This window comes from Sphingomonas sp. HMP9, from assembly GCF_013374115.1.
In the GTDB taxonomy this organism is placed as follows: Bacteria; Pseudomonadota; Alphaproteobacteria; order Sphingomonadales; family Sphingomonadaceae; genus Sphingomonas.
On record NZ_AP022673.1, the window covers coordinates 3,551,719 to 3,577,754 of the forward strand.

The 26,036-nt window shown below is 64.6% G+C and carries 24 protein-coding genes, 1 tRNA gene and 3 pseudogenes; 7 read left to right on the top strand and 21 right to left on the bottom strand.

The window, feature by feature from the left end:
- Nucleotides 1-42: 42 nt before the first annotated feature.
- The 9 genes from lptG to HMP09_RS16065 all read right to left on the bottom strand — a co-directional run bounded on the left by lptG (nt 43) and on the right by HMP09_RS16065 (nt 10,178).
- A complete protein-coding gene (gene lptG / locus HMP09_RS16025; protein ID WP_176501184.1) occupies nt 43-1,140 on the bottom strand; it encodes an LPS export ABC transporter permease LptG in 1,098 nt (365 codons plus the stop codon).
- Nucleotides 1,137-2,330, bottom strand: a complete 1,194-nt coding sequence (gene lptF / locus HMP09_RS16030) for an LPS export ABC transporter permease LptF (RefSeq protein ID WP_175518216.1) — start codon at nt 2,328-2,330, stop codon at nt 1,137-1,139. Before lptF ends, lptG begins: the two co-directional genes overlap by 4 nt.
- Nucleotides 2,331-2,419: 89 nt before the next feature.
- Nucleotides 2,420-4,315, bottom strand: a complete 1,896-nt coding sequence (locus HMP09_RS16035; RefSeq protein ID WP_232090892.1) for an ATP-binding protein — start codon at nt 4,313-4,315, stop codon at nt 2,420-2,422.
- 259 nt (nt 4,316-4,574) lie between these two features.
- Nucleotides 4,575-5,837 carry a serine palmitoyltransferase gene (spt, locus tag HMP09_RS16040; RefSeq protein ID WP_176501186.1) on the bottom strand — a complete coding sequence of 421 codons (1,263 nt, stop codon included), beginning with the start codon at nt 5,835-5,837 and terminating at the stop codon, nt 4,575-4,577.
- 150 nt (nt 5,838-5,987) lie between these two features.
- A complete protein-coding gene (locus tag HMP09_RS16045; RefSeq protein WP_056021671.1) occupies nt 5,988-6,230 on the bottom strand; it encodes an acyl carrier protein in 243 nt (80 codons plus the stop codon).
- Between the two features lie 58 nt (nt 6,231-6,288).
- The gene (locus HMP09_RS16050) at nt 6,289-7,188 is read right to left on the bottom strand and encodes an NAD-dependent epimerase/dehydratase family protein (RefSeq protein ID WP_176501187.1); all 900 of its coding nucleotides are present in this window, start codon (nt 7,186-7,188) and stop codon (nt 6,289-6,291) included.
- Between the two features lie 49 nt (nt 7,189-7,237).
- The gene (gene proB / locus HMP09_RS16055) at nt 7,238-8,335 is read right to left on the bottom strand and encodes a glutamate 5-kinase (RefSeq protein WP_232090893.1); all 1,098 of its coding nucleotides are present in this window, start codon (nt 8,333-8,335) and stop codon (nt 7,238-7,240) included.
- Nucleotides 8,336-8,453: 118 nt separating this feature from the next.
- A complete protein-coding gene (gene obgE / locus HMP09_RS16060; protein WP_176501189.1) occupies nt 8,454-9,500 on the bottom strand; it encodes a GTPase ObgE in 1,047 nt (348 codons plus the stop codon).
- 78 nt (nt 9,501-9,578) lie between these two features.
- Entirely contained in the window at nt 9,579-10,178 is a 600-nt protein-coding gene (locus tag HMP09_RS16065) for a TetR/AcrR family transcriptional regulator (RefSeq protein ID WP_176501190.1), read from the bottom strand.
- Between the two features lie 63 nt (nt 10,179-10,241).
- Here HMP09_RS16065 and HMP09_RS16070 point away from each other — a divergent pair, with 63 nt between their 5' ends.
- On the top strand, nt 10,242-11,111 hold the full coding sequence (locus HMP09_RS16070) for a metal-dependent hydrolase (RefSeq protein WP_176501191.1): 870 nt from the start codon (nt 10,242-10,244) through the stop codon (nt 11,109-11,111).
- A gap of 268 nt (nt 11,112-11,379) precedes the next feature.
- Here HMP09_RS16070 and HMP09_RS16075 read toward each other — a convergent pair.
- The 4 genes and pseudogenes from HMP09_RS16075 to hspQ all read right to left on the bottom strand — a co-directional run bounded on the left by HMP09_RS16075 (nt 11,380) and on the right by hspQ (nt 13,381).
- A pseudogene (locus tag HMP09_RS16075) lies at nt 11,380-11,924 on the bottom strand (GNAT family N-acetyltransferase).
- Between the two features lie 175 nt (nt 11,925-12,099).
- Nucleotides 12,100-12,390, bottom strand: coding sequence for a 50S ribosomal protein L27 (rpmA, locus tag HMP09_RS16080; RefSeq protein WP_176501192.1), 291 nt, complete (start codon nt 12,388-12,390; stop codon nt 12,100-12,102).
- A gap of 13 nt (nt 12,391-12,403) precedes the next feature.
- A complete protein-coding gene (rplU, locus tag HMP09_RS16085) occupies nt 12,404-12,751 on the bottom strand; it encodes a 50S ribosomal protein L21 (protein ID WP_176501193.1) in 348 nt (115 codons plus the stop codon).
- Between the two features lie 234 nt (nt 12,752-12,985).
- Entirely contained in the window at nt 12,986-13,381 is a 396-nt protein-coding gene (gene hspQ, locus HMP09_RS16090; RefSeq protein WP_176501194.1) for a heat shock protein HspQ, read from the bottom strand.
- Between the two features lie 155 nt (nt 13,382-13,536).
- Between hspQ and HMP09_RS16095 the strand changes: the two genes are divergently transcribed.
- The 6 genes and pseudogenes from HMP09_RS16095 to HMP09_RS18490 all read left to right on the top strand — a co-directional run bounded on the left by HMP09_RS16095 (nt 13,537) and on the right by HMP09_RS18490 (nt 17,357).
- Nucleotides 13,537-13,626, top strand: a tRNA-Ser gene (locus HMP09_RS16095).
- 595 nt (nt 13,627-14,221) lie between these two features.
- On the top strand, nt 14,222-14,908 hold the full coding sequence (locus HMP09_RS16100; protein ID WP_176501195.1) for an NAD(P)H-dependent oxidoreductase: 687 nt from the start codon (nt 14,222-14,224) through the stop codon (nt 14,906-14,908).
- 49 nt (nt 14,909-14,957) lie between these two features.
- Complete coding sequence (gene adhP, locus HMP09_RS16105; RefSeq protein WP_176501196.1) at nt 14,958-15,995, top strand: alcohol dehydrogenase AdhP; 1,038 nt, start codon at nt 14,958-14,960, stop codon at nt 15,993-15,995.
- Nucleotides 15,992-16,468, top strand: a complete 477-nt coding sequence (locus HMP09_RS16110; protein ID WP_232090401.1) for a hypothetical protein — start codon at nt 15,992-15,994, stop codon at nt 16,466-16,468. The genes adhP and HMP09_RS16110 overlap by 4 nt, the downstream gene beginning before the upstream one ends.
- 14 nt (nt 16,469-16,482) lie before the next feature.
- Nucleotides 16,483-16,632: pseudogene (locus HMP09_RS18710) on the top strand (acetate kinase); the annotation flags it as partial.
- Nucleotides 16,633-16,666: 34 nt separating this feature from the next.
- Nucleotides 16,667-17,357: pseudogene (locus tag HMP09_RS18490) on the top strand (hypothetical protein).
- Between the two features lie 100 nt (nt 17,358-17,457).
- Here the strand turns inward: HMP09_RS18490 and HMP09_RS16115 are convergent.
- From HMP09_RS16115 to istA, 8 genes are all read right to left on the bottom strand, one after another.
- The gene (locus HMP09_RS16115; protein ID WP_443026426.1) at nt 17,458-17,811 is read right to left on the bottom strand and encodes an NAD(P)(+) transhydrogenase (Re/Si-specific) subunit beta; all 354 of its coding nucleotides are present in this window, start codon (nt 17,809-17,811) and stop codon (nt 17,458-17,460) included.
- A gap of 165 nt (nt 17,812-17,976) precedes the next feature.
- Nucleotides 17,977-18,393 (bottom strand): response regulator, encoded by a 417-nt coding sequence (locus HMP09_RS16120; protein WP_176501197.1) that lies wholly within the window; start codon nt 18,391-18,393, stop codon nt 17,977-17,979.
- Nucleotides 18,394-18,475: 82 nt separating this feature from the next.
- On the bottom strand, nt 18,476-19,105 hold the full coding sequence (locus HMP09_RS16125) for a response regulator transcription factor (protein WP_176501198.1): 630 nt from the start codon (nt 19,103-19,105) through the stop codon (nt 18,476-18,478).
- The gene (locus HMP09_RS16130) at nt 19,098-20,807 is read right to left on the bottom strand and encodes a PAS domain-containing sensor histidine kinase (RefSeq protein ID WP_232090403.1); all 1,710 of its coding nucleotides are present in this window, start codon (nt 20,805-20,807) and stop codon (nt 19,098-19,100) included. The genes HMP09_RS16125 and HMP09_RS16130 overlap by 8 nt, the downstream gene beginning before the upstream one ends.
- Before the next feature lie 276 nt (nt 20,808-21,083).
- Nucleotides 21,084-22,043, bottom strand: coding sequence for a 2-hydroxyacid dehydrogenase (locus HMP09_RS16135; RefSeq protein WP_332103226.1), 960 nt, complete (start codon nt 22,041-22,043; stop codon nt 21,084-21,086).
- 240 nt (nt 22,044-22,283) lie between these two features.
- Complete coding sequence (locus HMP09_RS16140) at nt 22,284-23,267, bottom strand: zinc-dependent alcohol dehydrogenase family protein (RefSeq protein WP_176501199.1); 984 nt, start codon at nt 23,265-23,267, stop codon at nt 22,284-22,286.
- 428 nt (nt 23,268-23,695) lie between these two features.
- Nucleotides 23,696-24,475 carry an IS21-like element helper ATPase IstB gene (gene istB / locus HMP09_RS16145; RefSeq protein ID WP_176499042.1) on the bottom strand — a complete coding sequence of 260 codons (780 nt, stop codon included), beginning with the start codon at nt 24,473-24,475 and terminating at the stop codon, nt 23,696-23,698.
- Nucleotides 24,465-25,988: an IS21 family transposase gene (gene istA / locus HMP09_RS16150; RefSeq protein WP_176499041.1), complete on the bottom strand. Its 1,524-nt coding sequence runs from the start codon at nt 25,986-25,988 to the stop codon at nt 24,465-24,467. The genes istB and istA overlap by 11 nt, the downstream gene beginning before the upstream one ends.
- Nucleotides 25,989-26,036: the final 48 nt, after the last annotated feature.

Sequence of the window (26,036 nt, forward strand, 5' to 3'; positions counted from 1 at the left end):
CGCGGCCTGTGTCCTGAAAGGGTGTGACCGATCGGCGGCGCCCTATTCCTCCGACCGGATCAGCACGGCCTCGCCGATGAAGAAGAACAGCAGGAACGGCGCCCAAGCGGCAAGGAACGGCGGGTAGGCGCCGAGATTGCCCATCGCGAGCGCGAAATTATCCGCGACGAAGAACGCGAAGCCGAGCCCCATGCCGATCACGGCGCGGACGAACAGCTTGCCCGATCTCGCGATCCCGAACGCCGCGACCGCGCCGAGCAACGGCATCAGCACTGACGACAACGGGCCCGAAAGCTTGTGCCACAACGACCCCTCGAGCGCCTTGGTCGGCCGCCCTGCATCGGACAGGTCGGCAATCGCCGCCTTGAGTGCACCGAACGACAGGCCGTCCGCATCGACGCTGGCCAGCGTGAACTGGTCGGGCCGCACGTCCTTCGCGATGACGACCGTGCCGAGATCGTGGACGGTGCCGCTCTTCACCTCGAACCGGTTCGCAGGGCCTACCTCCCAGCCGTTTGCGACTTGCCGGCCGTGGTCGGCACGCAGGATCGCCACCAGGTTCCCGCCGGTGCGATCGTACAGCGTGATGCCGCCAAGCCGAGTCGCATCGCCGCGCCCGCGAATCTGCGCGACCTCGATCAGGTCGTCGCCGTCGCGCACCCAGACGTTTGCCCTGTCCCCGCGATCGATCGGCAGCTTGCCGTAATTGACCTTCTGCCACTGGTTCAGCGTCGCCGTCGCCCGCGCCACCACCCGATCGTTGAACGCGAAGCTGATCACCGCCACGCCAAGGCTCGCGACCAGCAACGGTGCGAGCACCTGATGCGCGGACAGGCCGGAGCCCTTCAGCGCGACGATCTCGCTGTTCTGGTTCATCGTGATCAGCGTCAGGATGGTGCCTAGCAGGACGGAAAACGGCAGGAAGCGCGATACGATCTGCGGCGCGCGAAGCGACACATATTGCCAGACCTGCGCATCGCCATTGCCCGGGAAGGCGAGGATGTCGCCCGAGGTACTCAGCAGGTCGAGCGCCTGGAGCACCAGCACGAGCGCGGCCAGCACCGCGAACGTGCGAACCAGGAACATCCGGCCCATGTAGATCGCGACCGTCCGCGACGGGAAGAAGCTGACGAGGGTCATGCGGCCTTGCTCTTACGAAAGCCCGGGATACGCTTGGTGATCGCCTTGAACGTCTTGGAAAAGACGCGTTCGAGCGCACCGATCGGTTGCCCGCCGGGAACATAGGCGATCGTGTAGTACATCCACAGGATCAGCCCGGCGAAGATCGTGAACGGCACCCATAGCGCGATGATCGGGTCGATCCGCCCAAGTTCGCCGACGTCCGCCGCATATTGGTTCACCTTGTGATAGGTGACGATCATCACGATCGACAGGAACACGCCGAGCGCGGACGAGGATCGCTTGGGCGGCACGCCCAGCGCGAGCGCGAGCAGCGGCAACAGGAACATCGTTGCGACTTCGGCAAGACGGAAATGGAATTCGGATCGGCTACCGTCGCGCTGCTCCAGCGTCGCGCCGCGCTGGCCCTGTTTGGCGAGTTCGGGCAGCGTGTATTCGAGATTGCGCCCGCCGCGACTGCGGAAGCTTTCGAACTTGGGCAGGTTGATCGGCAGGTCGTGGCTGCTGAATGTCAGCACGCGCGGCGTCTTGAACTCGGGCCGGTTGTGGATCAGCGTCCCGTTCGCGAGCCGGAAGATGATGACGTTGGGATCGTCGGTCGCGAGGAACTTGCCCTTCTCGGCGGTCACGCCCAGCCAGTCGCCATTCTGGCTCGACGCGTGGACGAAGATACCCGACAGCTCGCGGCCCTTGTCCTTGCTCTCCTCGATCCGCAGCGTCATCCGGTCGCCCAGATTGGTGAACTCGCCGACCTTGATCGACGCGCCCAGCGCGCCGGTGCGCAGTTCGAACCGCAGACCCTCGTAATAATAGCGGGCGATCGGCTGGACATAGCCGACGATCGCGAGGTTCAGCAGCGCCAGTGCAATCGTGTACATATACGGCACGCGCAGCAGCCGGTTGTAGCTCATGCCGACGCCGCGCAGCACGTCGAGCTCGGACGAGGTCGACAGCCGGCGGAAGGCGAGCAGGATGCCAAGCATCAGCCCGATCGGAATACCGAGCCCGAGATATTCGGGCAGCAGGTTCGCCAGCATCCGCCACACGACGCTGATCGGCCCGCCTTGCGTCGCGACGAAATTGAACAGCCCGAGCATGCGGTCGAGAACGAACAGCATGACGGCGATCAGCAGCGTCGAAAAAAGCGGCACCGCGATCAGCCGGGCCATGTAGCGGTCGATGGATTTCATGCGCGGGTTGGGCTCGGTATGCTGGGTCGCGCGGGTATAGGGGCGCCGGGGCGAGGCGTCATCCTCAATCGCAACACGTTAGTGAACGATCATTCCGCAGCGATCGAGTGGCCTGTCTCGCGGCGCTCCGCTGCCATCGCGGTTATGACGGCGCGCTCCAGCCCGTTGAGCGTGAAGGGTTTGCGCAACACCTCGTGCCCGCCGAACTGCGCGACGTTCACCTCGCCGGCAAACCCGGTGACGAAGAGCACCGCGACGTGCGGATAGAGTGGGGAGAGCGCAGCGATCATCTCCGGCCCGGTCTGACGCGGCATCAGCACGTCGGAGATGATCAGACCGATCCCCGGGTTCGCGGCGAGCAGTGCCGGCGCGGCGAGCGGATCGTCGCACGCGATCGGATCATGGCCGATCTCCTCCAGCGCGCCGGTGGTTGCCGCCAGCACGCGCGGATCGTCCTCCACGACCAGGATCTGCAACGTCGCCGGCATCGTCGGCGCGATCGGCTCGACCACCGCGACAGGAGCGGGGGGCAGGGGACGTGCGACCAGCGCGGCAGCGCGCGGGAAATAGAGCGTAACGGTCGTTCCTTTACCCGGTGCGGAGGCGATGCCGACTTCGCCGTGCAGTTGCTGGACAAGCGCGAAGATCTGGCTGAGCCCGAGCCCGGTGCCCTTGCCGACTTCCTTGGTGGTGAAGAAGGGCTCGAACACGCGCTCGGCGATTTCAGGCGGCATTCCGCAGCCATCGTCGCTGACCATGATCGTGACGTAATCGCCCGCGGCGCACTGCCCGACCTGCTCCGCCGCCAACGTGAGCGTACCGGTCGCGACGGTCAGCGTGCCGCGCCCGTTCATCGCGTCGCGCGCATTGACCGCTAGGTTCAGCACCGCGTTCTCCAACTGGACGCGATCGGCCCGGACGCACCCGCCGGCCGCGTCGTCACGCACAATGACCGTAATCGCATCGCCCAGCGTACGGTCGAGCAAGTCGGACATACCGGCGACCAGCGCGGCGGCGTCGATCGTCTCGGCCTTCAGCGAATCCTCGCGGCTGAAGGCGAGCAGTCGGCGGGTCAGCGCCGCCGCCCGGTTCGCGCCCTCGGTAGCGCTGTCGATATGGCGACGGACGCTCGTCTGATCGCTCGCCAGATTGCGCCGCGCGAGTTCGAGCCCCCCCAGCACGACCGCCAGCATGTTGTTGAAGTCGTGCGCGATGCCGCCGGTGAGCTGGCCGACTGCCTCCATCTTCTGGATCTGGCGCAGCTTGGCTTCCTGCACGCGCAGTTCGGCGGTGGCGGCGGCGACTGCGGTAGTCAGCTCGTCGGCGCGTTCGCGTTCAAGCTCGGCATCGGCCAGCGCGGTCGCACGCTCGCCAACCGCGCGGATCGTGAACCAGCCCAGCAGGGTCGCCCCCAGTACGATCAACACGCCGAATATCGCGAGCACGCCTGCGACCCAGCTGGACCGCTCGACCGACCCCATCGCCGCCGCGGTCCGCTCGTCGAGCAGCGCGCGCTCGCCGGCGATCAGCGTGTCGAGCGTCGTGTTGATCTCGATGAGCGTCGGCGCCTTGCGGGCCTGATAGTAGCGCGCCAGCGCCTGCCCGTTCTTGCCGTAACTCGTGTTGAGCGCGGTCAGCGACAACTCCCGCCCGCGCGCGTCATAGGCGGCGCGGAGGCGATCGACTCGCGGCTGCTGCCTGGGGTTGTCGTTGGTGATCTGGTCGAGCCGATCGATCTGCGTCCCCGCGAGCAACCACTCGTCGAAATAGAGCTGCCCCAGCTGCTTGTCGCCGCTGATGACATAGCGCCCCAGCGACGCCTCCGACCGCGCGATCGTCCCCGACAGCGTCCGCGCGAGGATCATCACGTCATAGCTATGCGCCTGCAGTTCCAGCGCGCGATCCCGCTGCCGGTTGGCATCGCCGAGCGTCACGATGAGCGCGACCAGCACGGCCGCACCGAGCAGGCCCATCACGACCAACATGGCTATGCGCCACCGTGCCCCGCCCCCCTGGGCCGCCGTCTCGACCTCGTCTTGCGTCACGGCCTGCATCCTAACGCGTCGTTGCCCACACGCAATGATTTCGATTTGGGCGGCAGGGTGATGGCGGTGGTCCGAGCGCGAGCATCGAGCTCAGACCCGCCGTCATCCTGAAGAACGTCGGGACCCAGAGCCAAGGGCCTCGACGTTCGTAACCCTGGGTCCTGACTTTCGTCAGGATGACGAAGTTCTTCAGCTAAGCTTAGCCGATCACGCCGACGGAGCGGCCAGCGGCCTCGAACATCCCGAGGATCGTCGTGATCTGATCGTCCGTGTGCTCGGCGCACAGCGAGCAGCGCAGCAGGAACGTGCCAGCGGGCGTCGCGGGCGGGCGCGCCATGTTCACGTAGAGTCCGCCTTCGAGCAGCGACTGCCAGATCGCGATCGCCTGTTCCTGGTCGGTAAGGATCACCGCGATGATCGCCGAGTCGGACGTCTCGGTGCCCAGCTTGAAGCCCATCGTCTTCAGCCCGCCGTGCAGCCGGCGCGCGTTCTTCCACAGCTGCGCGCGCTTGTCATGCGCGGTCATCAGCTTGCGGATCGAGGCGGCGGCGGTCGCGACCACCGACGGCGGTAGCGAGGCGGTGAAGATGTACGGGCGGCAGGCGAAGCGGACCATCTCGAACTTCGGGTGGTTCGACACGACGAACCCGCCGACCGTACCGACCGACTTCGAGAAGGTGCCGACGACGAAATCGACCTCGTCGGTCAGGCCCATCTCCTCGTACACGCCGCGCCCGTTGGGACCGAAAAACCCCATCGAATGCGCCTCGTCGACCAGCACCATGCAGTCATGCTTCTTGGCGACCGCGACCATCTCTTTCAGCGGCGCAATGTCGCCGAGCATCGAATAGACGCCTTCTAGCACGACCAGCTTGCCGGCCTCCTTGGGCAGGCGGCCGAGCCGCTTGTCGAGATCGGCGACGTCGTTGTGGCGGAAGCGGACGATCTCGGCATTGCCCTGCTTGCAGCCGTCATAGATCGAGGCGTGGCTGTCGGCGTCGAGGATGACGTATTCGCTTTTGCCGGCGAGCGTCGAGATGATCCCGAGATTGGCCATATAGCCGGTCGAGAACACGATCGCGCCGGTCATGTCGTAGAACTCGCGGAGCGCCTGTTCGACATCGATATGATCGTGGAACGTGCCGTTGAGCATGCGGCTGCCGTTGGTGCCCGAACCGAACGTGTCGAGCGCGTGCTTGCCGGCCTCGATCACGTCGGGGTCGAACGTCATGCCCATGTAATTGTACGTGCCGAGCAGGATCGTGTCCTTGCCGCGGATCACTGCCTGGGTCGGCGACTTCACCTCGTCCATCACGATCGTAAACGGGTTGCGCACGCCGGACCGCACCAGCGCCTCGCGTTCGGCGATCAGGCCGTCGAACTTCGACATCAGGTCGCGTTCGGGGGCGACCTCGGGCGGATCGACGGGGAGGGCGTGGGCAGTGGTGGCGGCTTCGGTCATGTTCGGTTCCAAGAGGTTGGAATGTGTTAACGCCTCAAACCGTTCGTCCCGAGTAGCCATCGAGCTTGTCGAGAGCCCGTATCGAGGGACATGTACCTCGATACGGGCTCTCGACTACGCTCGATCTACTCGGCACGAACGGCAATGGGGTCAGGCCTTCAACTTCGCGACCGCATCGACCAGCTGGCCGACCGTTTCGATTTCCGCCTGCATGTTCATCGTGATGATGATGTCGAATTCGTCCTCGATCGCGGCGACGAAATCCATGACGGTCAGGCTGTCCCACTCCAGGTCGCCCTGGAACGTGGTCGCGTCGGTCAGCGCGACGCCCTTCTTGTTGAAAGGCTCGATCTGCGCGGTGACGGTGTCGTAGATCTGCTGACGGTCGCTCATGATAATCCCTTCGGTGTCGCAACGATCCCTGACAGGAAATTGCGGCGGCTTTTCGGCGCTATAGCAGTCCGGCGGCGCGATACCACGCCGCGGTTTGCGCGAGCGCTTGGGGGGTCGGGACCGACGGCGTCCACAGCGCGGCCGGCGGCGGCTTGTGCGACACCCAATCGGGGTGGCAGAAATAGCGGACCCGGTCGCGCGTCAGCCTGGCCTTGCGACGGCGGACGAGTCGGTCGGCGGTCGAAGCGAGCTTCAGGAGCGCGCGGGGCGTGGAGAAGACCTTGACCGACTTGCCGACCGCCACGCCGATCGCGCGGGCGAAATCGCGGTTGTCCCAGCCGTTCGGTACGCCGTCGTCGGGCTCCATGATCGACTGCGCGACAGGACTATCCGCGAGTGCGAGCAGCAGCGTGGTCAGGTCCTCGACGTACAGCAGCGAAACGCGCGTGCCGGCGGGGGGCATCGGCAGATAGCCCGAGCGTGCGGCCTTGAAGACGTCGAGCAGGTCGTGGTCGCGCGGGCCGAAGATCGCGGGCGGGCGGACGATCGTCCAGTCCAGTCCCGAGGTCTGCACGCGCGTCTCCGCCTCCGCCTTCGACCAGCCGTAATTCGACAGCGCCGGCTCGCGCGCGGCAAGCGACGAGACGTGGACGAAGCGGCGGATGTCGGCGGCGCGCGTCGCCTGGATGATGCCTTCGGTGCCCGCGACATTGCCTTTGCCGAAACCTGCGCGATCGGGGGCGTTGACGACACCGGCGACGTGAATGACCACGTCCGCGCCATCGACGAGCGTCGCGAGGCTCTTGGGGCGATCGAGCGCGCCTTCGATCCAGGTCACGCCGATGCGCTTGGCCTGCGGTTTGCGGGCGAGCGCGCGGACGGTGTGGCCGGTTTCCAGCGCGTGGTCGATCAAGTGGCTGCCGACGAACCCGGTGCCGCCTGTGATGGCCAGGATCATGACGGCGCTCCAAACGAAGACGTATGTTCACCCGCAAAGGCGCCGCGAGTCATACGATTGCCAAGTGATTGCGGTGGACCAAGGCGGATCTTGGCGCGTAACCTAGGATCGCCGCGTGGTCGTCGCTATGGCGACCAAGCAGGCGTGCCGTGTCGGCGGCATCATACTCAGCGAGGCCACGCGCGACGGTGCCGGCTGGTCCTTCGATCGTCACGAGATCGCCCCGCGTAAACCCACCATCGATCCGAGTCGCGCCAGTGGCGAGCAGACTCCGCCCCTGTCCAAGCGCCGCCGCAGCCCCGGCATCGACATGGATCGCCCCCTTCGCGGTGAGCCCACCCGCCAGCCAAGCCTTCCGCGCGGACGCCGTGCGCTCGGCGGTAAAGATCGTGTGGCGGGCGGGGGTGGACAGCGGATGCTCGATCCGCCCCGACGCGATCGCCAGCGGGATACCCGCACCGGTCGCGATCCGCGCGGCGGCGATCTTCGAGGCCATCCCGCCCGACCCCATTCCAGACCCCGACCCATCGTCCGCCATGCCCGCAACCGCATCGATCCTGGGCACGCTGGCGATATGAGTCGCGGACGGATCGACGTGCGGGTTGGCGGTATAAAGCCCGTCGACGTCGGACAGCAGGATCACTCCTTGCGCACCGGCGGCCTGCGCGACCCGGGCGGCAAGGCGGTCATTGTCGCCGAAGCGGATTTCCTCGGTCGCGACGCTGTCGTTCTCGTTGATGACCGGCACGACCTTCAGCGACAGCAACCGGTTCAGCGTCGCGGCGGCGTTGAGATAGCGACGGCGGTCTTCGAGGTCGTCGAGCGTGACGAGTATCTGCGCCGCGTTCAGACCCTGCGCGGCCAGCAGTTCGGCCCAGACCTGGCTCAGCGCGATCTGGCCCGTGGCGGCAGCGGCTTGCGCATCCTCGAGACTCGCCCGCCCGCCCTTGGCGAGACCAAGCCGGCGTGCGCCCAAGGCAATTGCCCCGGACGATACGATCGCAACCTGCTGGCCCTCACCAGTCCGAGCCGCAATGTCGGCGACGAGTCCGGTCAGCCACTCCCGCCGAACGCTCCCATCGGGATCGACAAGCAATGCCGAGCCGATCTTCACGATCAGTCGCGGGCAGGACGACGGCGGGAACATCACTGCTCGCTCTCCCATGCGGGGAGAGGGCCGGGGTGAGGGGCGGCCACGGGCGATAGCGCTTGGAACAGCCCCTCACCCAACGCTCTCCCCGACGGGGAGAGGGCTAAGAGGGACGCTAGAGCGGCGACCATGCGACCGGCACTTCGCCTTCTTCCAGCTCCTTCGGCGCCCCCGGCGCTGGCCCGATCGCCTCGATCAGCTGGTCGAGCACCGCCTCGATACCAGCGCCACTCGCGCCCGAAATCGCCATCACCTCGGCGCCGCTGGCTTCTGCCAGTTCCGCCGACAGCGCTGCGATGAGTTCCGGATCGAGCATGTCGATCTTGTTCAGCGCGACAATCACCCGCTTGTCGGTGAGCCCCTCGCCATAATTTTCCAGCTCGTCGCGCACGATCCGGTACGATTCGGCGACATCGGCGTCGTTCGCATCGACCAGATGCAGCAGCACCCGGCACCGCTCGATATGCCCGAGGAACCGGTCGCCGATGCCTGCGCCCTCGGCCGCACCCTGGATCAGGCCCGGAATATCCGCGACGACGAATTCGCGCTGCTTGTGGCGCACCACCCCCAGCTGCGGCCGCGTGGTCGTGAAGGCGTACTCGCCGACCTTGGCCTGTGCGTTCGTCACCTGGTTGATGAAGGTCGACTTGCCCGCATTGGGCAGCCCGACCAGACCCGCATCGGCGAGCAGCTTCAGCCGCAGCCAGACCCACGCCTCGCCGAACGGCCAGCCGGTGCCATGCTGGCGCGGGGTGCGGTTGGTCGATGTCTTGTAGCTCGCGTTACCGCGCCCGCCGTCGCCACCGCGGAACAGCACTTCGCGCTGGCCGACCTCGGTGAAGTCGATCAGTACCTCTTCCTTGTCCTCCGACAACACCTGCGTGCCCAGCGGAACGCGGATCACGAGATCGTTGCCGCCTGCGCCGGTGCGGTTCGAACCCGACCCGCCCGAGCCGCGTGGCGCGCGGAAATGCTGTGTGTAGCGAAAGTCGATCAGCGTGTTGAGGCCGGCGATGCATTCGAACACGATGTCGCCGCCCTTGCCGCCATTGCCGCCGTCGGGGCCGCCATATTCGATATATTTCTCGCGGCGGAAGCTGACGGCACCGGGGCCGCCCTCACCCGAACGTACGTAGATCTTGGCTTGGTCTAGAAAATGCATCGCCGCCCCATAGCGAAATTGGCGAAAATCTCCACCCTCTGCGATTCGGCTTGCGATTCGACCCGCGATCCGATGCGCTCAGCAGCGGGCAGGGGTGGCGGCGTCCTTGCTGGCGAGCAGCGCGTCGAGCGCGAGTTCGCGCGCCTTGCCGACCGGCAGCCCGAGCGCACGCGCCATCGGTGCCCCCATCAGCGCATCGCCCAGCGCCATCAGTACGAGCGTCAACGTCTGCTCTTGGATCGGCTGGTCGCCGGGCATGTCGCCCTCGGCCAGTTCGTCGACGAGATCGTGAATCGCGGTGAGAATCGGGTCGAGTGCATCGGTATTGCCCGACAGGATCATCCAGCTCGCCAGCGCCCCCGCACCGCCTTTGCCGAATGCGTCGAAGGTCATCTCCACCACCTCCCGCGGGTCCAGCTCGCCCGCCCGCACGCTCAGCACCGCCGCACCGATCGTGCCGACGATATCCGCCGCCATCCGCGTGATCAGCGCGGTATGCAGCGCTTCGGCCGAGCCGAAATGATGAAGCAGGTTCGCGTGCGTGCGCCCAACGCGGCCCGCCACCGCCTTCAACGTCACCGCGCTGGGGCCGCTTTCGACCAGTAGCGCACGCGCCGCCTCGACGGCGGCTTCACGAGATTCGGTGGGGGAGAGGCGCTTGCGCGGTGTTGACGTCACGGACCGGGGAACCTATTTACATCAATGTAAGTAACGAGCGTTCATTCCTGTTTGGAGGTTTCCGTGGCGAAAGCAACCACGCCTGCCGATCTGACGATCACGCCGCGCGACCGCCGCTTCGGCCGCGGTGCCGCGATTCGCCGCTGGTGGCTGAACGACGACCCGATCGCGACGGCGTTCTACAACGCGCTGTCGGTGACGTTTCCGAAGGGTGAGGGCTATTTCGTCGACAGCGTGCGGAAATTTCGTGAGGGCACGCCGCCCAAGCTGCACGCCGAGATTAACGCCTTCATCAAGCAGGAGGTGATCCACACCCGCGAGCATGTCGCGTTCAACCGCCACGTGACCGATCAGGGCTATGACGTCGCGCCGTTGATCGTCGACGTCGACGCGGCGCTGGCGCTCACCAAGGGCCGCCCGGAGATTGCGAGCCTCGCGGCCACCACCGCGCTCGAGCATTTCACCGCGATGCTCGCGCACGAACTGATCGCCAATCCGACTCATCTGCGCGGTGGCGACCAGCAGGCGGCGGCGCTGTGGCTCTGGCATGCCGCCGAGGAGATCGAGCACAAGGGCGTCGCCTACGACACCTGGCTGCACGCGACTCGGGATTGGCCGCGCTTCACGCGCTGGCGGGTGAAGTCACTGGTGATGCTGATCACGACGTGGCGGTTCTTCACCGGTCGTGCGCGCGGGATGGCGGAACTGTTGCGACAGGACGGCCTGACCGGTCCGAAGGTGTGGGCGCGCATGGCGTGGTATGCGTTCGGCAATCCGGGCATGGCGCGCAAGATCGCAGGGGTCTGGGCAGCGTATTTCCTGCCGGGGTTCCACCCGTGGAAGCACGACGACCGCGCGCTGATCGGACTTGCGGAGAGCGAGTATGAGGCGGCGGCGTTGCCGGTGAAGACGCGAGTGGCTGCGGTAGCCTGAGACGCTGCAGGCCGCGGATGCCCGTTATAGTTCCCTCGCGAAGGCGGGGGCCCAGGATACCAAGCGGCACCGCTCGCGATTCCTGGGCCCCCGCCTTCGCGGGGGAACGGGGAGTGGGGGAGCCGCCGCCAAGGCACCACCCGGCGAAGGCCGGGGCCCAATTGGGGGACGGTGCTGACGAAGGACATCGCTCCGTTACTGCGACCTTTCCAATTGGGCCCCGGCCTTCGCCGGGTGGAGCGTGATTATGCGGTGGCGATGCCGCGACTCACGCCGCGAGCGGCATCGGCGCACATCGGTCGTCGTCCAGATCAAGCTCGAACATCACCGCTGGTGCTTCACCGCCCCGCCCACGCGACGTCCGCGGCTCGACCCGCCCGGTCGGCCGAAAGCCGAGCTTGGCCAGCACGCGCCCCGAAGCCGGGTTGTCCACGAAATGAAACGCATCCAGCCGTCGCAGGCCTAGCGCGTGTCGCGCCATCGCCACCACCGCCTGGCCGGCCTCGGTCGCATATCCGCGACCCCAGGCGTCCGGCGCCAGCCAATAGCCAAGTTGATGCCCGGCATCCGCGGCACGAATGCCGATCCCCCGACGAGTCGCGGGACACCCGCCTCCATCGTCTCGATCAGGAAATGCGGATCATGCCCGGCGCGCGGCTGCGCCAGAAACGCCTCGGCATCGCCCAGCGCGTACGGCCATGGCGCACGCGCCAGCTTGGCGACGACCGACTCATGGCCGATCGCCTGCGCCAATGCGGGCGCATCTTCCGGCCAACCCGGCCGCAACGTCAGTCTCTTGGTGCGCGCGAACACGATTCTCTCCTTCACGCATCGCGCCTGACGTCTTGCCATGTCCGGATGACACGGCAGCGACAGGCGAGGGGAAGGGGGCAATAAAAAAGGGAGCCGGGGTGACCCGTCTCCCTTATTCAGGTTCGCTTTCGCGACCCGGGTCACCCTGGTGGGCAACCCGGATGGTTACCCGTTGTTATTCGGCTGCGACCGCGACGTCGGCGACGTCGTTCGCTGCCAGCTCGACCGAGCAGAACTTGCGACCAAGCTTGCCCTTGCTGAACACGACGCGACCGTCGATCAGCGCGAACAGCGTATGGTCGGTACCGATACCGACGTTCGTGCCCGGGTAGAACTTCGTCCCGCGCTGACGCACGAGGATGTTGCCGGCGACGCACGCCTGGCCACCGAACTTCTTGACGCCGAGGCGACGACCGGCCGAATCGCGACCGTTGCGCGAAGAGCCGCCTGCTTTCTTATGTGCCATCTGAAGCTACTCCTTATGCCTGAGCGGCCGGGGCGGTTTCGCCCTCGTTGCTCTTTGCAGTCTGGCCACCCACGGACACGATCTTCAGGATCGTGTGCTGCTGGCGATGGCCGTTCTTGCGACGATAGTTATGACGACGACGCTTCTTGAAGACGATGACCTTGTCCGCCTTCGCCTGCGCGATGATCTCTGCAGCGACGACGAAGCCCTCGACGGACCGCAGCTCGGAGCCTTCGCCCGCCAGCAGAACGTCACCCAGCGTCACCGACGCACCTGCATCGCCCTCGATCTTCTCGATGACGATCTTATCTCCGGCGGCGACGCGATACTGCTTGCCGCCCGTGCGCACGACTGCGAACATGGCCCTTGTCACTTTCCAAATACATGTGCCCCACGAACGCAGGGTCCGCCGGGAGAAGCCGGGCAGCTAAGCGACGAGGGGGATGTTGTCAACCGCGAAGGGCCGGGAAAGGGTGGTTTAGCATGACGCGCTGCCCACCGATGCAGTAGAGAATTGTCTTCCAACGAAGGCAGGGACCCCGACTGCACTCCCGTCTCTGCGGAAGAACCAACTGTCGAGCCGTCCGATTCGCTTTTAGTGCCGATGAACCTGCCGCAGCGCATACCGGCCATCCGCATAGTCGCTGAACAACCCCGAAATCGCCGGGTGGTCGACTGGCTCGTCGCTATCGTCGGGCACCAGGTTCTGCTGGCTCACATAGGCGACGTAGCTCGACTCCATGTTTTCGGCGAGCAGATGGTAGAAGGGCTGGTCCTTGCGCGGACGAATGTCTTCCGGAATTGCCGCATACCATTCGTCGCTGTTCGCAAATACCGGATCGACGTCGAAGATCACGCCGCGAAAATCGAACAGCCGGTGCCGCACGACGTCGCCGATCGAGAAATTCGCATGCGAAATCGGCGGCGCGACCACCTCGGCGGGCACGATCGGGCGGGTGATGTCGTGAGCGATACTGTCGTGTCGGGGCATATGCGCCAATCTAAGGTGTGTTTTGCGCTGCACAAGGAAAACGCGTTGAGCGGTGCACGGCGCGCCAAAATCCGCTTGCGTCGCCAGGGGCACTTCATTAGAGGCCGCGCTTCGACCGATCGGAGGCGCTGTTCGCAGCATCTCGGATGACCTGCGGAGAGGTGGCAGAGTGGTCGAACGTACCGCACTCGAAATGCGGCGTACCCGCGAGGGTACCGTGGGTTCGAATCCCACCCTCTCCGCCATTACTTTCCTAAGTGATTGTTCCCCCTCAACTCTCTCGCAAATCGTCGCTTTTTCACCGTCCGGGTGCTACAAAGTGATGCTCGTCCCCGCCTGCGGGGACGATTGCGGGGATCGCCCTATCCCATATCAAATCTCGGTAATGAGTGGATAGCCTGCGCAAGGACGTCGATCGGTCATTCGCATAGGCTTCGCCTACGCTACGCGGTGCGTGGCCTTGAATAGCATCTCGCACCTCCGGCGCGATCCCCGCTCGCCGGGCTAACGTTTTGAACAGGTGCCTCGAGCCATGGTTCGGTTGGGCGTTAGGGTCGTCCACCCCCAAATCGCGCACCCATCCATTTGCGATAGAGTTGAGGGGGAACAATCACTTAGGAAAGTAATGGCGGAGAGGGTGGGAAGCCCTGCTCCAAGCTCGATCTCTCTACGTCACGGGCGATTTCAAGGTGGGCGAATAGCAGATCATCTGAGTATTTTCCGAGGGTCATCGGTTGGCCGCAAAGCGCGTAAGCCGACCGAACCTTGAAGGACGCGCCGACCCTGCAGTACGAATTTGTTCGGGTCGGTGGCGTCGCACACGAGATCGGAAAATTCGAGATGAGCGTTGAGGCGGAAGTCGTTGCCAAGGCCGGCCGACATGCGGTCATCCTGTGTCATCCCGATCCCCGAAGCTTCAATCACGGTATTGCCGAGGCCTATTGCGATGCCGTGCGTAACGCTGGCCAATCGGTCGTGATGCGCGACCTTTACGCGCTGGGTTTCGATCCCGTCCTGAAGGCGGACGAACGGCCCACCCTCGCATCGCCTCTTTTGTCGGCGGACGTCGCCATCGAACTCGATATGATCGCCGGGAGCGACGTCTTCGTGCTGATCTATCCGATCTGGTTCGCCTCGCCACCGGCGATGATGAAGGGCTATATCGAGCGCGTGCTCGGCTCCCGTGTTCGCCCTGAGGCGATCCAGAAGCGGGCCCGGACGGACCTGCTCGGCAAGAAGCGGTTGCTCAGCTTCACGACGTCGGCCGCATCCGGCATCTGGCTGAACGAGCAGGGGCAGGAGCAGGGCCTGCGCAGCGTTTTCGACGACTATCTGGTCCATGCCTTCGGAATGCATTCGCAGGACCACAAGCGCTTCGATCACATCACCGCCGACCTTGGCCAGCGTTTTGCGGATCAACATTTCCTCGAAGTCGCCACGCAGGCGCAACGCACCTGCGCCCAGATCGCGTTCGGTGACGAGGCGTTGCTGCGCGACCCCACGCTCGCGCGACGATTCACCCGCTGACGGCGCACGTCTCGCGCGCTAGGCTTACGAACCCATCAAAGGAATCTCTATGTCCCGCATGATGCAGGCAGCCGTCGTGGAAGCGTTCGGCAAACCCCTCAGCTTACGCGAATGGGCGATACCGTCCGCCGGTCCGGGCCAGATCCTGGTCAAGACCGAGGCGTGCGGCGTGTGCCACACCGATCTCCACGCCGCGCGCGGCGACTGGCCGGTGAAGCCGGTGCCGCCGTTCATCCCGGGGCATGAAGGCATCGGTATCGTCGTCGAGGTCGGCGCCGGCGTGACGATCGTCAAGCTGGGCGACCGGGTCGGCGTACCCTGGATGTACTCGGCGTGCGGGCATTGCGAATATTGCCTTTCCGCATGGGAAACCGTCTGCCCGGAGATCGAGTTCAGCGGCTACACGCGCAACGGCGGGTTCGCCGAATACATCCTCGCCGATCCGAACTATGTCGCGCATATCCCCGCGGGCCTCTCCGCGGTCCAGGCGGCGCCGATCATCTGCGCGGGCATCACCACCTACAAGGGGTTGAAGGAAACCGGCGCGCGGCCGGGTGAGTGGGTCGCCATCTCCGGGGCCGGCGGGCTCGGGCATCTCGCGGTGCAATATGCAAAGGCGATGGGGCTGCGGGTCTGCGCGGTCGATATCGACGACGGCAAGCTTGCCCACGCCAAGGCGCTCGGCGCCGAATTGGTGATCAACGCGCGCGAGGGCGACGCGATCGATGCGATCAAGGACGGCACGGGTGGCGGCGCACACGGCGTTCTCATCACCGCGCCGTCGCTGACAGCGTTCAACCAGGGCGTCGCGATGACTCGGCGCCACGGCACCTGCGTGCTCGTCGGCCTGCCGCCCGGCGACTTCCCGCTGCCGCTGTTCGACGTGGTGGCCAACTGCATCACGGTGCGCGGATCGTTCGTCGGTACGCGCAAGGATATGGCGGAGGCGCTCGCCTTTGCCGCCGACGGCAAGGTGAAGGCCGATATCGAGCTTCAGCCCTTGTCGGCGATCAACGAGGTGTTCGATCGGCTGGAGCACGGCAAGGTGCCGTCGCGCGTGGTGCTCGATTTCGGCGCGTCGTCATGACCGTGAGCGATACGCTGCAGCCTCGCCCGCCGGTGAAGGCGGATGCGCCGCTAGCCCCCGACATGCTGCGGCGGATGAATGCCTATTGGCGCGCGGCCAATTACCTGTCGGTCGGGCAGATCTATCTGCGCGACAATGCGCTGCTCGATCGCCCGCTGACGCTTGCGGACGTGAAGCCGCGGCTGCTCGGTCACTGGGGCACGACGCCGGGACTGAACTTTCTCTACGTCCATCTCAACCGGCTGATCGTCGAGCATGACCTCGACATGATCAACGTGATCGGGCCGGGGCATGGCGGGCCGGGGCTTGTCGCGAACACCTATCTCGAGGGCTCGTACACCGAACGCTATCCGGCGATCGAGCGGAGCCGGTCGGGCATGCACCGGCTGTTCCGGCAATTCTCATGGCCGGGCGGGATCCCGATCGGTCACCGGATCGTCCATGGAGGTCGGCATCGAGACGCGCATGCGTGATCGACGCGGCGGTGATGGCCGACCTGGCGGTTGCGTGTGCGTTCGCGCCGCTGCACGGCCCGGCGGCGCTGGCGCTGATACGTGCAGTTGAAGACCGTTTTCCCGGTCTGCCGCAGGTCGCGTGTTTCGACACCGCCTTCCACGCCGGTCTGTCCGATATCGCTGGCGAACTGCCGATCCCGCGGCGCTACCGCGCTGATGGCGTTCGGCGGTACGGTTTCCGGGCTCTCGTGCGAGCCGATACTTCGCGAGTTGGGGACTGGCGGGCCCGGCCGGCTGGTCATCGCGCATCTCGGCAACGGCGCCAGCATCACCGCCGTCCGCGATGGCCGGTCGATCGACACCAGCATGGACCTGACCCCATCGGGCAGCGTGACGATGGCGACACGGACAGGCGATATCGAACCGGGCGTGCTGCTCTTCCTGCTGCGGGAGAAGGGGCTGACGGTCGAGGCGCTGGCCACGACGATCGACCACGCTTCGGGCATGACGGGTATCCGGCGTGTCTGGTGACCTGCGCCGCTTGCGCGCGGCTGCGGTGACCGACACGGATGCCGATCTCGCAGTCCGGATGTTCGAACGCTCGGTCTGCAAGCAGGTCGCGGCGATGGCAGCCGCCCTGGGTGGCCTCGACATGCTGGTCCCGACCGGAGGGATTGGCGAGAACGATGCCGCGACGGCGTGCGCTGTCCGTGAAAGCCTGGCTTGGCTGCCGTCGCTTCGGATCGTGACGATCGCCTCGCAGGAGGACGAGGAGATCGCACTCCATGCAGCACGGCGCAATTACCCCCGCATCATCTCGCTTCGTCGGTGTCGGCGCGGTAAGACTGCAGCCGCGATGCCGCTCTGGTGCGCAGAGGCATCGCGGGTGCTGCCGGGATCTACGTGACGGGTCTCAATCGACAGCGTCCAGAACTGTGTCGCTGCTGATTGCAGAATGTCGCCTCGATCTGCCAATCCGCGCCCTCAGGAATGAGCCGACCCGCCCATCAGGCTGCCGCCGCAAGGCCGAGGCCGCGAACCCCCTCGATCATCTTGATAAGTACCGCCTGTGCGTCGCCGTAGACCATGGCGCAGTTCTCACCGTAGAACAGCGCGTTGACGACGCCGGCATAGCCTTTGCCCTCGCCACGCTTGACGACGAAGACCTGTTTGGCCTTGTCGGCGTTGAGGATCGGCATACCGAAGATCGGCGAGGTCTTGTCGGTCCGCGCCGCCGGATTGACGACATCGTTCGCGCCGATGACAAGAACGATATCGGTTGCCGCGAAATCGTCGTTGATGTCTTCGAGCTGGAATATCATGTCATAGGGCACGCCGGCTTCGGCGAGGAGCACATCCATCTGGCCCGGCATCCGGCCTGCGACCGGATGCACCGCGACGGCCGACGATGCGGGAGGTCGCTCCCCAGGCGAATCGAACTTCCCCTGATAAACAGGGGGCGGCAGGCAATCGAGGCCGAGCAGTTCGGCGACCGCGACCTGGGCCGACCGGATGGAATATTGAGCTCAACCAACCGCATTCCATCCGGCCCAGCTGCGATCGACCGACGCGGCAACAGCGGTCAGCAGAGTCTGACCGCCAACGTTACGTGACAGGACCGTGTCGCCGTGACGTTCAGCTTCCCGCAAGAGCGGATTGCCCGGGTTGAGACCGTCGAGAAGCAGCGCTCGACCGCGCCAACCGCTCGCGCGCATTTTACGCAACAAATCCATTCCGTCGACCTCCTCCATCTCAAGATCGAGGATGATGCAGGGATAGTCGCGGGACCGCGGATCAGCGAGAAGTGCAGCGCAAGTCGCATAGGACCTGACCTCGTAGCGTTCGGCCCGAAGCATCAACTGCCGGGCGCGGCGAACGCTCGGGTCGCCATCGACCAGTGAGACGCCGATGCCCTCTGGCGATGAGGTGTTCTTGTCTGACATGCTGCGTCCTCAAATTTGCTGGAGGATCGCATGGTCAGCCTATGGCCGTCTGTACGTAGAAGGCGAGGGTGACGATGTCGTATTACGCAGCTTCTGGCTCCCCGAGCCCGGCCGTGAACGCAATCCTAAGGACGTCCGACAGGCTGCGCGCCGACAGCTTCTCCATCAAATTGGCACGATGCACCTCGACGGTCCGGGTCGCGATCCCGAGGTCGAAAGCGATGAGCTTGTTCGGCCGACCGAGCACCATTCCATCCAGCACACCGCGCTCGCGCGCTGTCAGGGCCGCGAGGCGGATGATTGCCTCTCCTGCCAAAATGTGATTTCGGTCGTTGCGGCCGGCCTGATCCAGTGCCTCGTCGATGGCCTGCAAAAGCGCTGCTCGTTCGAACGGCTTTTCCAGGAATTCGATCGCGCCGGCTTTCACGGCGCGCACAGCCAAGGTCACGTCGCCGTGCCCCGTGAGCATGATCACGGGCAGGATGATGCCCTGTTGCGCGAGCCGCGTCTGGACCTCCAGTCCATCGATTTCGGGCATGCGGACGTCGAGCAGCACGCAGCCTTGCGTCTCGCGCGTGGTCGTCTTCAGGAACGCGACACCTGACGGGTAGGTCTCGACGACATGTCCTGCCTTGCGCAGCATGAAGCTGACGGATTGCCGAATCGCCTCGTCATCATCGACGATATGTACCGTTCGAGCGGTGTCAGGCATTCGTGTTTCCTTCCAAATCGTCTCCCTCAGGACCGTCTCCAGCCAAGGGAACGCAGAAGTGGAAGGCCGTCCCGCCATCCGCGCCGGCCTCTGCCCAGATGCGCCCGCCATGCGCCTCGACGATTGTCCGGCAGATCGAGAGACCGAGGCCCATGCCGTCTTCCTTGGTTGTGGCGAATGCCTCGAACAGCCGATCGCGAATGTCGGGGTCCAGGCCGATGCCCGTATCGGCCACGGTCACGCGCACCCAGCCGGCTCGATCGGGAGCGGTCGCGATCATCAGTTCCTTGCAGGCGCGGGTCGTCATCGACTGGATCGCGTTGCGGATGAGATTGACCAGCACCTGCTGAATCTGCACCCGGTCGACCATCACGCGGTCCAGGCCCGCCGCGATCGTCATTGTTACCTTGATTCCCGCCTCGTGCGCACCGAGCAAACCAAGGCTGGTTGCTTCCTCCACGAGCAGGTCGAGCCGCTCTACCTTGAAGCCGGTATCGCCGCCGTCGACGAAGGCCCGAAGTCGCCGCACAATCGTGCCCGCCCGCAGCGATTGCGCGGCTGCCAGGTCGAGAGCCTCCGCAATCTCGGTCAACCTGGCGTCGTCGGTTTCGCCGATCATCGCGCTGGTGGCCTCGAGGTAATTGGCGATGGCGGTCAGCGGCTGATTGATTTCGTGCGCCAGGGTAGACGCCATCGTCCCCATCGCGCTCACGCGGGAGACGTGGATCAGTTCGGACTGAAGTTCCTTCACCTGACGCTCGGTCTCGTGCCGGTTGGTCAGATCGCGGACGAAGCCTGTAAAGATGCGTTCGCCGGCAATCGACGCTTCGCCAACGGCAAGCTCAATCGGAAAAATCTCGCCATTCGCCCGCTGTGCCGTTGCGATCCGGACATTGCCGATGATGTGGGGTACGCCGGTCCTGAGGTAGGTAAGCAGGTGGTGATCATGGTCGCGTCGCTCGACTAGCGGCATCAGCATACCGACATTCTGGCCGATCACCTCCGCCTTGGTGTAGCCGAATACCTGTTCTGCAGCGGTACTGAACGAAGACACGATGCCGCGCTCGTTCATGACGATCATCGCATCGGGTACGGTCGCAAGGATCGAGCTTAAATGATGCTCGCGACGTACCAGCGCTGCTTCGGCTGCCTTCTGATCGGTAATGTCGCGGATCACCTTGCCGAAGCCGCGAAGGTCTCCCGCATCGTCGCGCAGCGCGGTCATCGTCACGCTGGCAAGAAATTCCGATCCGTCCTTGCGCAGCCGCCAACTCTCCTCCTCGATGCGCCCGCAGTTCGCGGCACGCTCGAGATCAGCACCTGGCTTGCCAGCAAGTACGTCTTCAGACGTGTAAAACTTCGAGAAGCTGGAGCCGATGATCTCGGACTCGGTCCATCCCTTGAGACGCTCCGCGCCCAGGTTCCAGATGGTTACCAAGCCTTCGGTATTGAGCATGTAGATCGCGTAATTTGCTGCACCATCGATGAGCAGGCCCAATTCCTGTGCCATCACCGCGTTTCTTGCAGCGACAGCTTCGGAGCCAACGAGGCCATCCAAGTACGCGCTACCCATCATGCGGGCGGGGCGGTCGATCGGGGTTTCTGCACGTAGCCCTTGAGCATGTCTGCCTCCGGTTCGGGTAGCACCCGAGACCTCGGCGACCCCGTGCGGGCCAATGGTCAACGACTGGGCGTGACCCATGTTATACCAATGGCATCGCAAAGGCTAACGCGCTCTCAGTTATCAATACCAGGGCAAGCACGCCGCCGCCGATGGAAATTCTGCGGTTCATTGCCAAAAGTCGCCCGTACGATTTCCCAATTGTCTGGCTCACGGCCGTTTCCCCTAAATATTAAGAGGAAGTGTGCCCGTCCGGTTGTCCGTCTGATATTGTGGTTTTACACATTTCGGAAAATTCAGTCGTGCGCGCGGTTCTACAGGCTGGCTGATCGCATCACGACCGATATGCGCCGGGACTCACGCAGCGAGCTGGTTCATGGCCTGTCCCGTCGTCTCGAAGGACGACAGGTTTTCCATTGTTGTTGCTGCGATAGCGGACAGCGCTTCGTGCGTGAAAAAGCCCTGATGGCCCGTGACAAGCACGTTGGAAAACATCAGCAGCCTTTCGAAGGCATCGTCCTGAATGACCTCGCTCGACATGTCCTCGAAGAACAGGTCTTCCTCCTCCTCGTACACGTCGAGTCCCAGATGGCCGATCGCTCCGCTCTTCAGCCCCTGGATTACCGCGCTTGTATCGATCATTGCCCCGCGGCTCGTGTTGATCAGCATCGCACCGTGCTTCATGCGGGCAATGGCAGCGGCATCGATCAGGTGCTTCGTCGCGTCGGTCAGAGGGCAATGGAGCGATACGATGTCGGCTTGGGCAAGCAGCGTGTCTAATGTCGTGTACGCGACGCCCAAAGCCGCGCATGCGGTGTTGGGCACGACGTCATAGGCGATCACCTTGCAGCCGAACCCGAGCATGATCCTGGCGACCCCGACACCGACGCGGCCTGTACCGACAATTCCGACGGTTCGGCCATGCAGATTGAACCCGAGCAGTCCATCGAGCGCGAAATTGCCTTCCCTGACGCGCGCGTAAGCCCGGTGGATGTTACGATCGAGCGCTAGGATCAGGGCCACCGCATGTTCCGACACGGCCTCCGGGGAATAGGCCGGGACACGCGCAACGGCGATGCCTAGGCGTTTTGCTGCCGCGAGGTCGACGTTGTTGAAGCCGGCGGACCGCAGCGCGACGATCTCGATCCCGAGATCCTTGAACACCTGCAGCACGGCCTCGTCGACCTGGTCGTTCACGAAAACGCACACGGCGTTCGAGCCCTTGGCCAGGATCGCGGTGTCCTGCGTGAGCCTGGCCTCGACGAAGTTCAGCGTGTGCTTGGCGCCAGCGGCCGGAACCAGGAAAGGCACGATCATAGGACTTGGTGCTGAAAACGGTGACGATCATCGCGATAACCTTGGTTTGGGAGTGATGCCTGAGGTCGTGGGTCGAATATTTCTGTCAGCCGGCTGGGAGAGGGATCGGCGCGCGGGCGAGCTGGACGGGACGAGTCTTCCCGGCGGCGTGACCGGTTTCCTTGAGCAAGAAACTCAGCAGGACCGCGACTACGACGCCCGCTACCAGCGGCATGAAGCCGTTCTGGAACTGGTGCAGGGTCAGGGTATCAGCACTGCAGCCCCATCGAAGCAGCCGCCTCGCAGGTCGCTTAGCGCCGCGTTCGCCTGAATGAGAGGATAGCGGTGGATCGTGGTCACGATACCGATTTTCGGCGCCACCTTCAGGAACTCCAGTCCATCATTCCTGGTCAGATTGGCGACCGATATCAATTCGCGTTCCTCCCAAAGGTCGCGGTACGGGAAGCTTGGAATATCGGTCATGTGAATGCCGGCGCATACAACTTTGCCACCTTTGCGGACGGCCTTCAGCGCCAATGGGACCAGGTCGCCGACCGTCGCGAACAGGATGGCGGCGTCGAGCGGCTCGGGCGGCATTTCATCGGACCCGCCCGCCCACACCGCGCCGAGCGACCGTGCGAACGCCTGGGTCTTCAGGTCGCCAGGCTTGGTGAACGCGTAGACCGATCGTCCCTGCCACGCTGCCACCTGCGCCACGATGTGTGCGGAGGCGCCGAAGCCGTAAAGGCCGAGGCGTTTCGCCGCACCGGTCTTGCCGAGCGATCGCCATCCGATCAGGCCGACACAGAGCAACGGCGCCAACGCCGCATCGTCACCGTCCTCGCCGAGCGGAAAGGCGTAGCGCGCATCAGCCACGACCGCCGTCGCGAAGCCGCCGTCGCGGGTGTAGCCGGTGAAGAGCGGTCGATCGCACAGGTTTTCGGCGTGGATCTGGCAATAGGGACACACGCCGCAAGTATAGCCCAGCCAGGGAATGCCGACGCGCTCACCGATCCGGAGGGTGTCGACCCCTGCACCCAGCGCGTCGATCCGGCCGACGATCTCGTGCCCAGGGATGATTGGCACCTGGGGAGCGGCAAGTTCACCGTCGACGACATGAAGATCTGTTCTGCACACGCCGCAGGCAGACACTTTCAACCTGATCTGTCCGGGGCCCGGCAGCCGATCGGGCAGTTCGGTCCATTCGAGGGGGCGGCCGATCGCCCTGAGGATCATCGCGTGCACGACGGTTCGTTCAGTGCGACAGCAATGTGCAGCAGCGCTCATGCAGCAGCAGGTCGCGGGTGACCCCGCCGAACGTCCATTCGCGGATACGGCTGTGACCATAGGCGCCGGCAACGACAAGGTCGGCCTCGACATCGTTGGCGATCGCTTCAAGCGTATCCGTATGCAGCCAAATATGCCGCCGAACGCGCTGCCGCGCGTGTCCAGGGCGTCAAGGCAATCGCCGAAGAGATCGAGGTTCAGCTCGACGACCGGTTCAAGCGTGGGGACGAGGCCATCGCCGGTGCGATCGTCGAGCGATTCTCCTGGGATACGACGATCCCGAAGGACGCCGTCAAGGTGTTGATTTTCACTGAGAGTTGACCCGGAGTTTTCATCGAGAAGTGACCCGCGTCGAAGGGTTCATGTCATGCCCGCGGGGTTGCGGGTCAAGGTGAGGCTTTGTCCTTTTTCGGTTTGTCGGCCTCGGACCGGACGCGGAACCGGAAGCTGTCGTTGCCGGTCTCGACGATGTGGCAATGGTGGGTAAGGCGGTCGAGGAGCGCGGTTGTCATCTTGGCGTCGCCGAAGACGCCGGCCCATTCGCTGAAGCTGAGGTTCGTGGTGATGATGACGCTGGTCTGCTCGTAGAGTTTGCTGAGCAGGTGGAACAGCATGGCGCCGCCCGAGGAACTGAACGGCAGGTAGCCCAGCTCGTCGAGGACGACGAGATCGAGGCGAAGCAGGCGCTCGGCGAGCTGCCCGGCCTTGTTCATGGCTTTCTCCTGCTCGAGCGCGTTGACCAGGTCGACGGTGGCAAAAAACCGGACCTTCCGGCGCCGGTGCTCGATGGCCTGCACAGCGAGCGCGGTAGCGATGTGCGTCTTGCCGGTGCCGGGGCCACCAATCAGGACGACGTTATCGGCGCCGTCGATGAAATCGCCCTGATGGAGTTGGCGAACCATGGTCTCGTCGACTTCGGCGGAGGTAAAATCGAAGCCGGTCAGATCCTTGTACGCCGGCAGCTTTGCAGCCTTGATCTGGTAGGCGATGGATCTGACTTCGCGCTCCGCCATCTCGGCCTTGAGCAGCTGAGACAGGATGGGAACGGCCGCATCGAAGGCAGGCGCGCCTTGTTCGATGAGGTCGCCTACGGCCTGGGCCATGCCGTACATGCGAAGATCGCGCAGCATGACAACGACCGCGGCGCTGGCGGGATCATGACGCATGGCGCACCTCCTTCATAAGCGTGTCGTAGCGGCCGACATCGGCTTGGGGTTCACGTCGCAGGACGAGCGCCTGTGGGGCATCGATGGGCGTGACGCTGGCGGTCTTGCCGTCGACCAGCCGATGCAGGATGTTGAGAATGTGGGTTTTAGTGGCGACGCCGGCCTCGAGCGCTAGTTCGACCGCGCACAGCACCGCTTGTTCGTCGTGCTGGAGCACCAGTGCCAGGATATCGACCATCTCCCGGTCGCCGCCCGCGTGCTTGAGCAATCGCTCGCGCAATTTCCGAAAGGCGTCGGGCAATTCGGTAAAGGGCGCACCATTTCGCATGGCACCCGGCTTGCGCTGAACCACCGCCAGATAATGGCGCCAGTCGTAGATAGTCCGTCCTGGCGAGCTGTGCGCCCGGTCGATCACCCGGGCGTGCTCGCACACCCTGCGCCCTTCCGCGACCACGACGATGCGCTCAGGGTAGATCCGCAGGCTCACCGGCCGGTTCGCGAAGGAAGCCGGGACGCTGTAACGGTTGCGGTCGAAATGCACGAGGCAGGTCGGCGATACCCGCTTGGTATGTTCGACGAAGCCATCAAACGGGCGCCCCGGTTTCATCAGGTCCGCCACTTCTTGCGCCCATACCTCGGCAACGGTGCCGGGAAGGTTGCCGTGCGGAATCTGTGCCCACTGTGCGATACACTGCTCTTCCAGCCATGCGTTGAGCGCAGCAATGTCGGAAAGTTCGGGCAGTCGCTGCCACAGCCGGCGACGCGCATCCTGGACGTTCTTCTCAACCTGACCTTTCTCCCAGCCCGATGCCGGATTGCAGAATTCGGGTTCGAACAAATAGTGGCTCGTCATCGCCGCGAACCGCGCGTTGACCTGCCGCGCCTTGCCCGTGCCGATACGGTCGACCGCGGTCTTCATGTTGTCGTAGATCCCGCGCCGCGGCACTCCGCCCAGCACCCGAAAGGCATGCTGGTGCGCATCGAACAGCATCTCGTGGGTCTGGAGCGGATACGCTCGCACGATGAACGCCCGGCTGTGCGACAGCTTGGTGTGCGCTGCCTGCAGCTTCACCCGTTCGCCGCCCAGGATGGCCCAGTCCTCGCTCCAGTCGAATTGAAAGGCTTCGCCGGGCATGAACACCAGCGGCACGAACGTGCCCCGGCCCGTCGTCTGCTCCTGGACCTGACGGTCGGCCTTCCACGCCCGGATGAAGGCCGCTACCCGACTGTAGGACCCGTCATAGCCCAGCACGACCAGGTCGGTATGGATCTGCTTGCCCGTACGCCGTTGCTTGCGCGATTTGCCAGCTTCCGTCTTCAACCATCCCGATAGCCGGTCGGCGAACGGATCCAACTTGCTCGGCCGGTCGACCACTTCGAACTTCGGCTCCACCGCGTCCGACCGCAGGTATTTGCGGATCGTGTTACGCGACAGCCCCGTACGTCGGGTTATCTCCCTGATCGACATCCCGTCCCGGAATGCCCAGCGCCGGATCACGCTCAGTAACGCCATGTCTATCACTCCTTGATCCCCCGACAGCCTGCCGGGGTGAGGTTGAGA

Bases quoted from the DNA above. Each gene is read 5' to 3' on its own strand.
- lptG (WP_176501184.1), bottom strand. From the start codon at position 1,140: ATGACCCTCGTCAGCTTCTTCCCGTCGCGGACGGTCGCGATCTACATG.
- lptF (WP_175518216.1), bottom strand. From the start codon at position 2,330: ATGAAATCCATCGACCGCTACATGGCCCGGCTGATCGCGGTGCCGCTT.
- HMP09_RS16035 (WP_232090892.1), bottom strand. From the start codon at position 4,315: ATGTTGGTCGTGATGGGCCTGCTCGGTGCGGCCGTGCTGGTCGCGCTC.
- spt (WP_176501186.1), bottom strand. From the start codon at position 5,837: ATGACCGAAGCCGCCACCACTGCCCACGCCCTCCCCGTCGATCCGCCC.
- HMP09_RS16045 (WP_056021671.1), bottom strand. From the start codon at position 6,230: ATGAGCGACCGTCAGCAGATCTACGACACCGTCACCGCGCAGATCGAG.
- HMP09_RS16050 (WP_176501187.1), bottom strand. From the start codon at position 7,188: ATGATCCTGGCCATCACAGGCGGCACCGGGTTCGTCGGCAGCCACTTG.
- proB (WP_232090893.1), bottom strand. From the start codon at position 8,335: ATGTTCCCGCCGTCGTCCTGCCCGCGACTGATCGTGAAGATCGGCTCG.
- obgE (WP_176501189.1), bottom strand. From the start codon at position 9,500: ATGCATTTTCTAGACCAAGCCAAGATCTACGTACGTTCGGGTGAGGGC.
- rpmA (WP_176501192.1), bottom strand. From the start codon at position 12,390: ATGGCACATAAGAAAGCAGGCGGCTCTTCGCGCAACGGTCGCGATTCG.
- rplU (WP_176501193.1), bottom strand. From the start codon at position 12,751: ATGTTCGCAGTCGTGCGCACGGGCGGCAAGCAGTATCGCGTCGCCGCC.
- hspQ (WP_176501194.1), bottom strand. From the start codon at position 13,381: ATGCCCCGACACGACAGTATCGCTCACGACATCACCCGCCCGATCGTG.
- HMP09_RS16100 (WP_176501195.1), top strand. From the start codon at position 14,222: ATGAGCGTTGAGGCGGAAGTCGTTGCCAAGGCCGGCCGACATGCGGTC.
- adhP (WP_176501196.1), top strand. From the start codon at position 14,958: ATGTCCCGCATGATGCAGGCAGCCGTCGTGGAAGCGTTCGGCAAACCC.
- HMP09_RS16110 (WP_232090401.1), top strand. From the start codon at position 15,992: ATGACCGTGAGCGATACGCTGCAGCCTCGCCCGCCGGTGAAGGCGGAT.
- HMP09_RS16115 (WP_443026426.1), bottom strand. From the start codon at position 17,811: ATGGATGTGCTCCTCGCCGAAGCCGGCGTGCCCTATGACATGATATTC.
- HMP09_RS16120 (WP_176501197.1), bottom strand. From the start codon at position 18,393: ATGTCAGACAAGAACACCTCATCGCCAGAGGGCATCGGCGTCTCACTG.
- HMP09_RS16125 (WP_176501198.1), bottom strand. From the start codon at position 19,105: ATGCCTGACACCGCTCGAACGGTACATATCGTCGATGATGACGAGGCG.
- HMP09_RS16130 (WP_232090403.1), bottom strand. From the start codon at position 20,807: ATGGGTCACGCCCAGTCGTTGACCATTGGCCCGCACGGGGTCGCCGAG.
- HMP09_RS16135 (WP_332103226.1), bottom strand. From the start codon at position 22,043: ATGATCGTGCCTTTCCTGGTTCCGGCCGCTGGCGCCAAGCACACGCTG.
- istB (WP_176499042.1), bottom strand. From the start codon at position 24,475: ATGCGTCATGATCCCGCCAGCGCCGCGGTCGTTGTCATGCTGCGCGAT.
- istA (WP_176499041.1), bottom strand. From the start codon at position 25,988: ATGGCGTTACTGAGCGTGATCCGGCGCTGGGCATTCCGGGACGGGATG.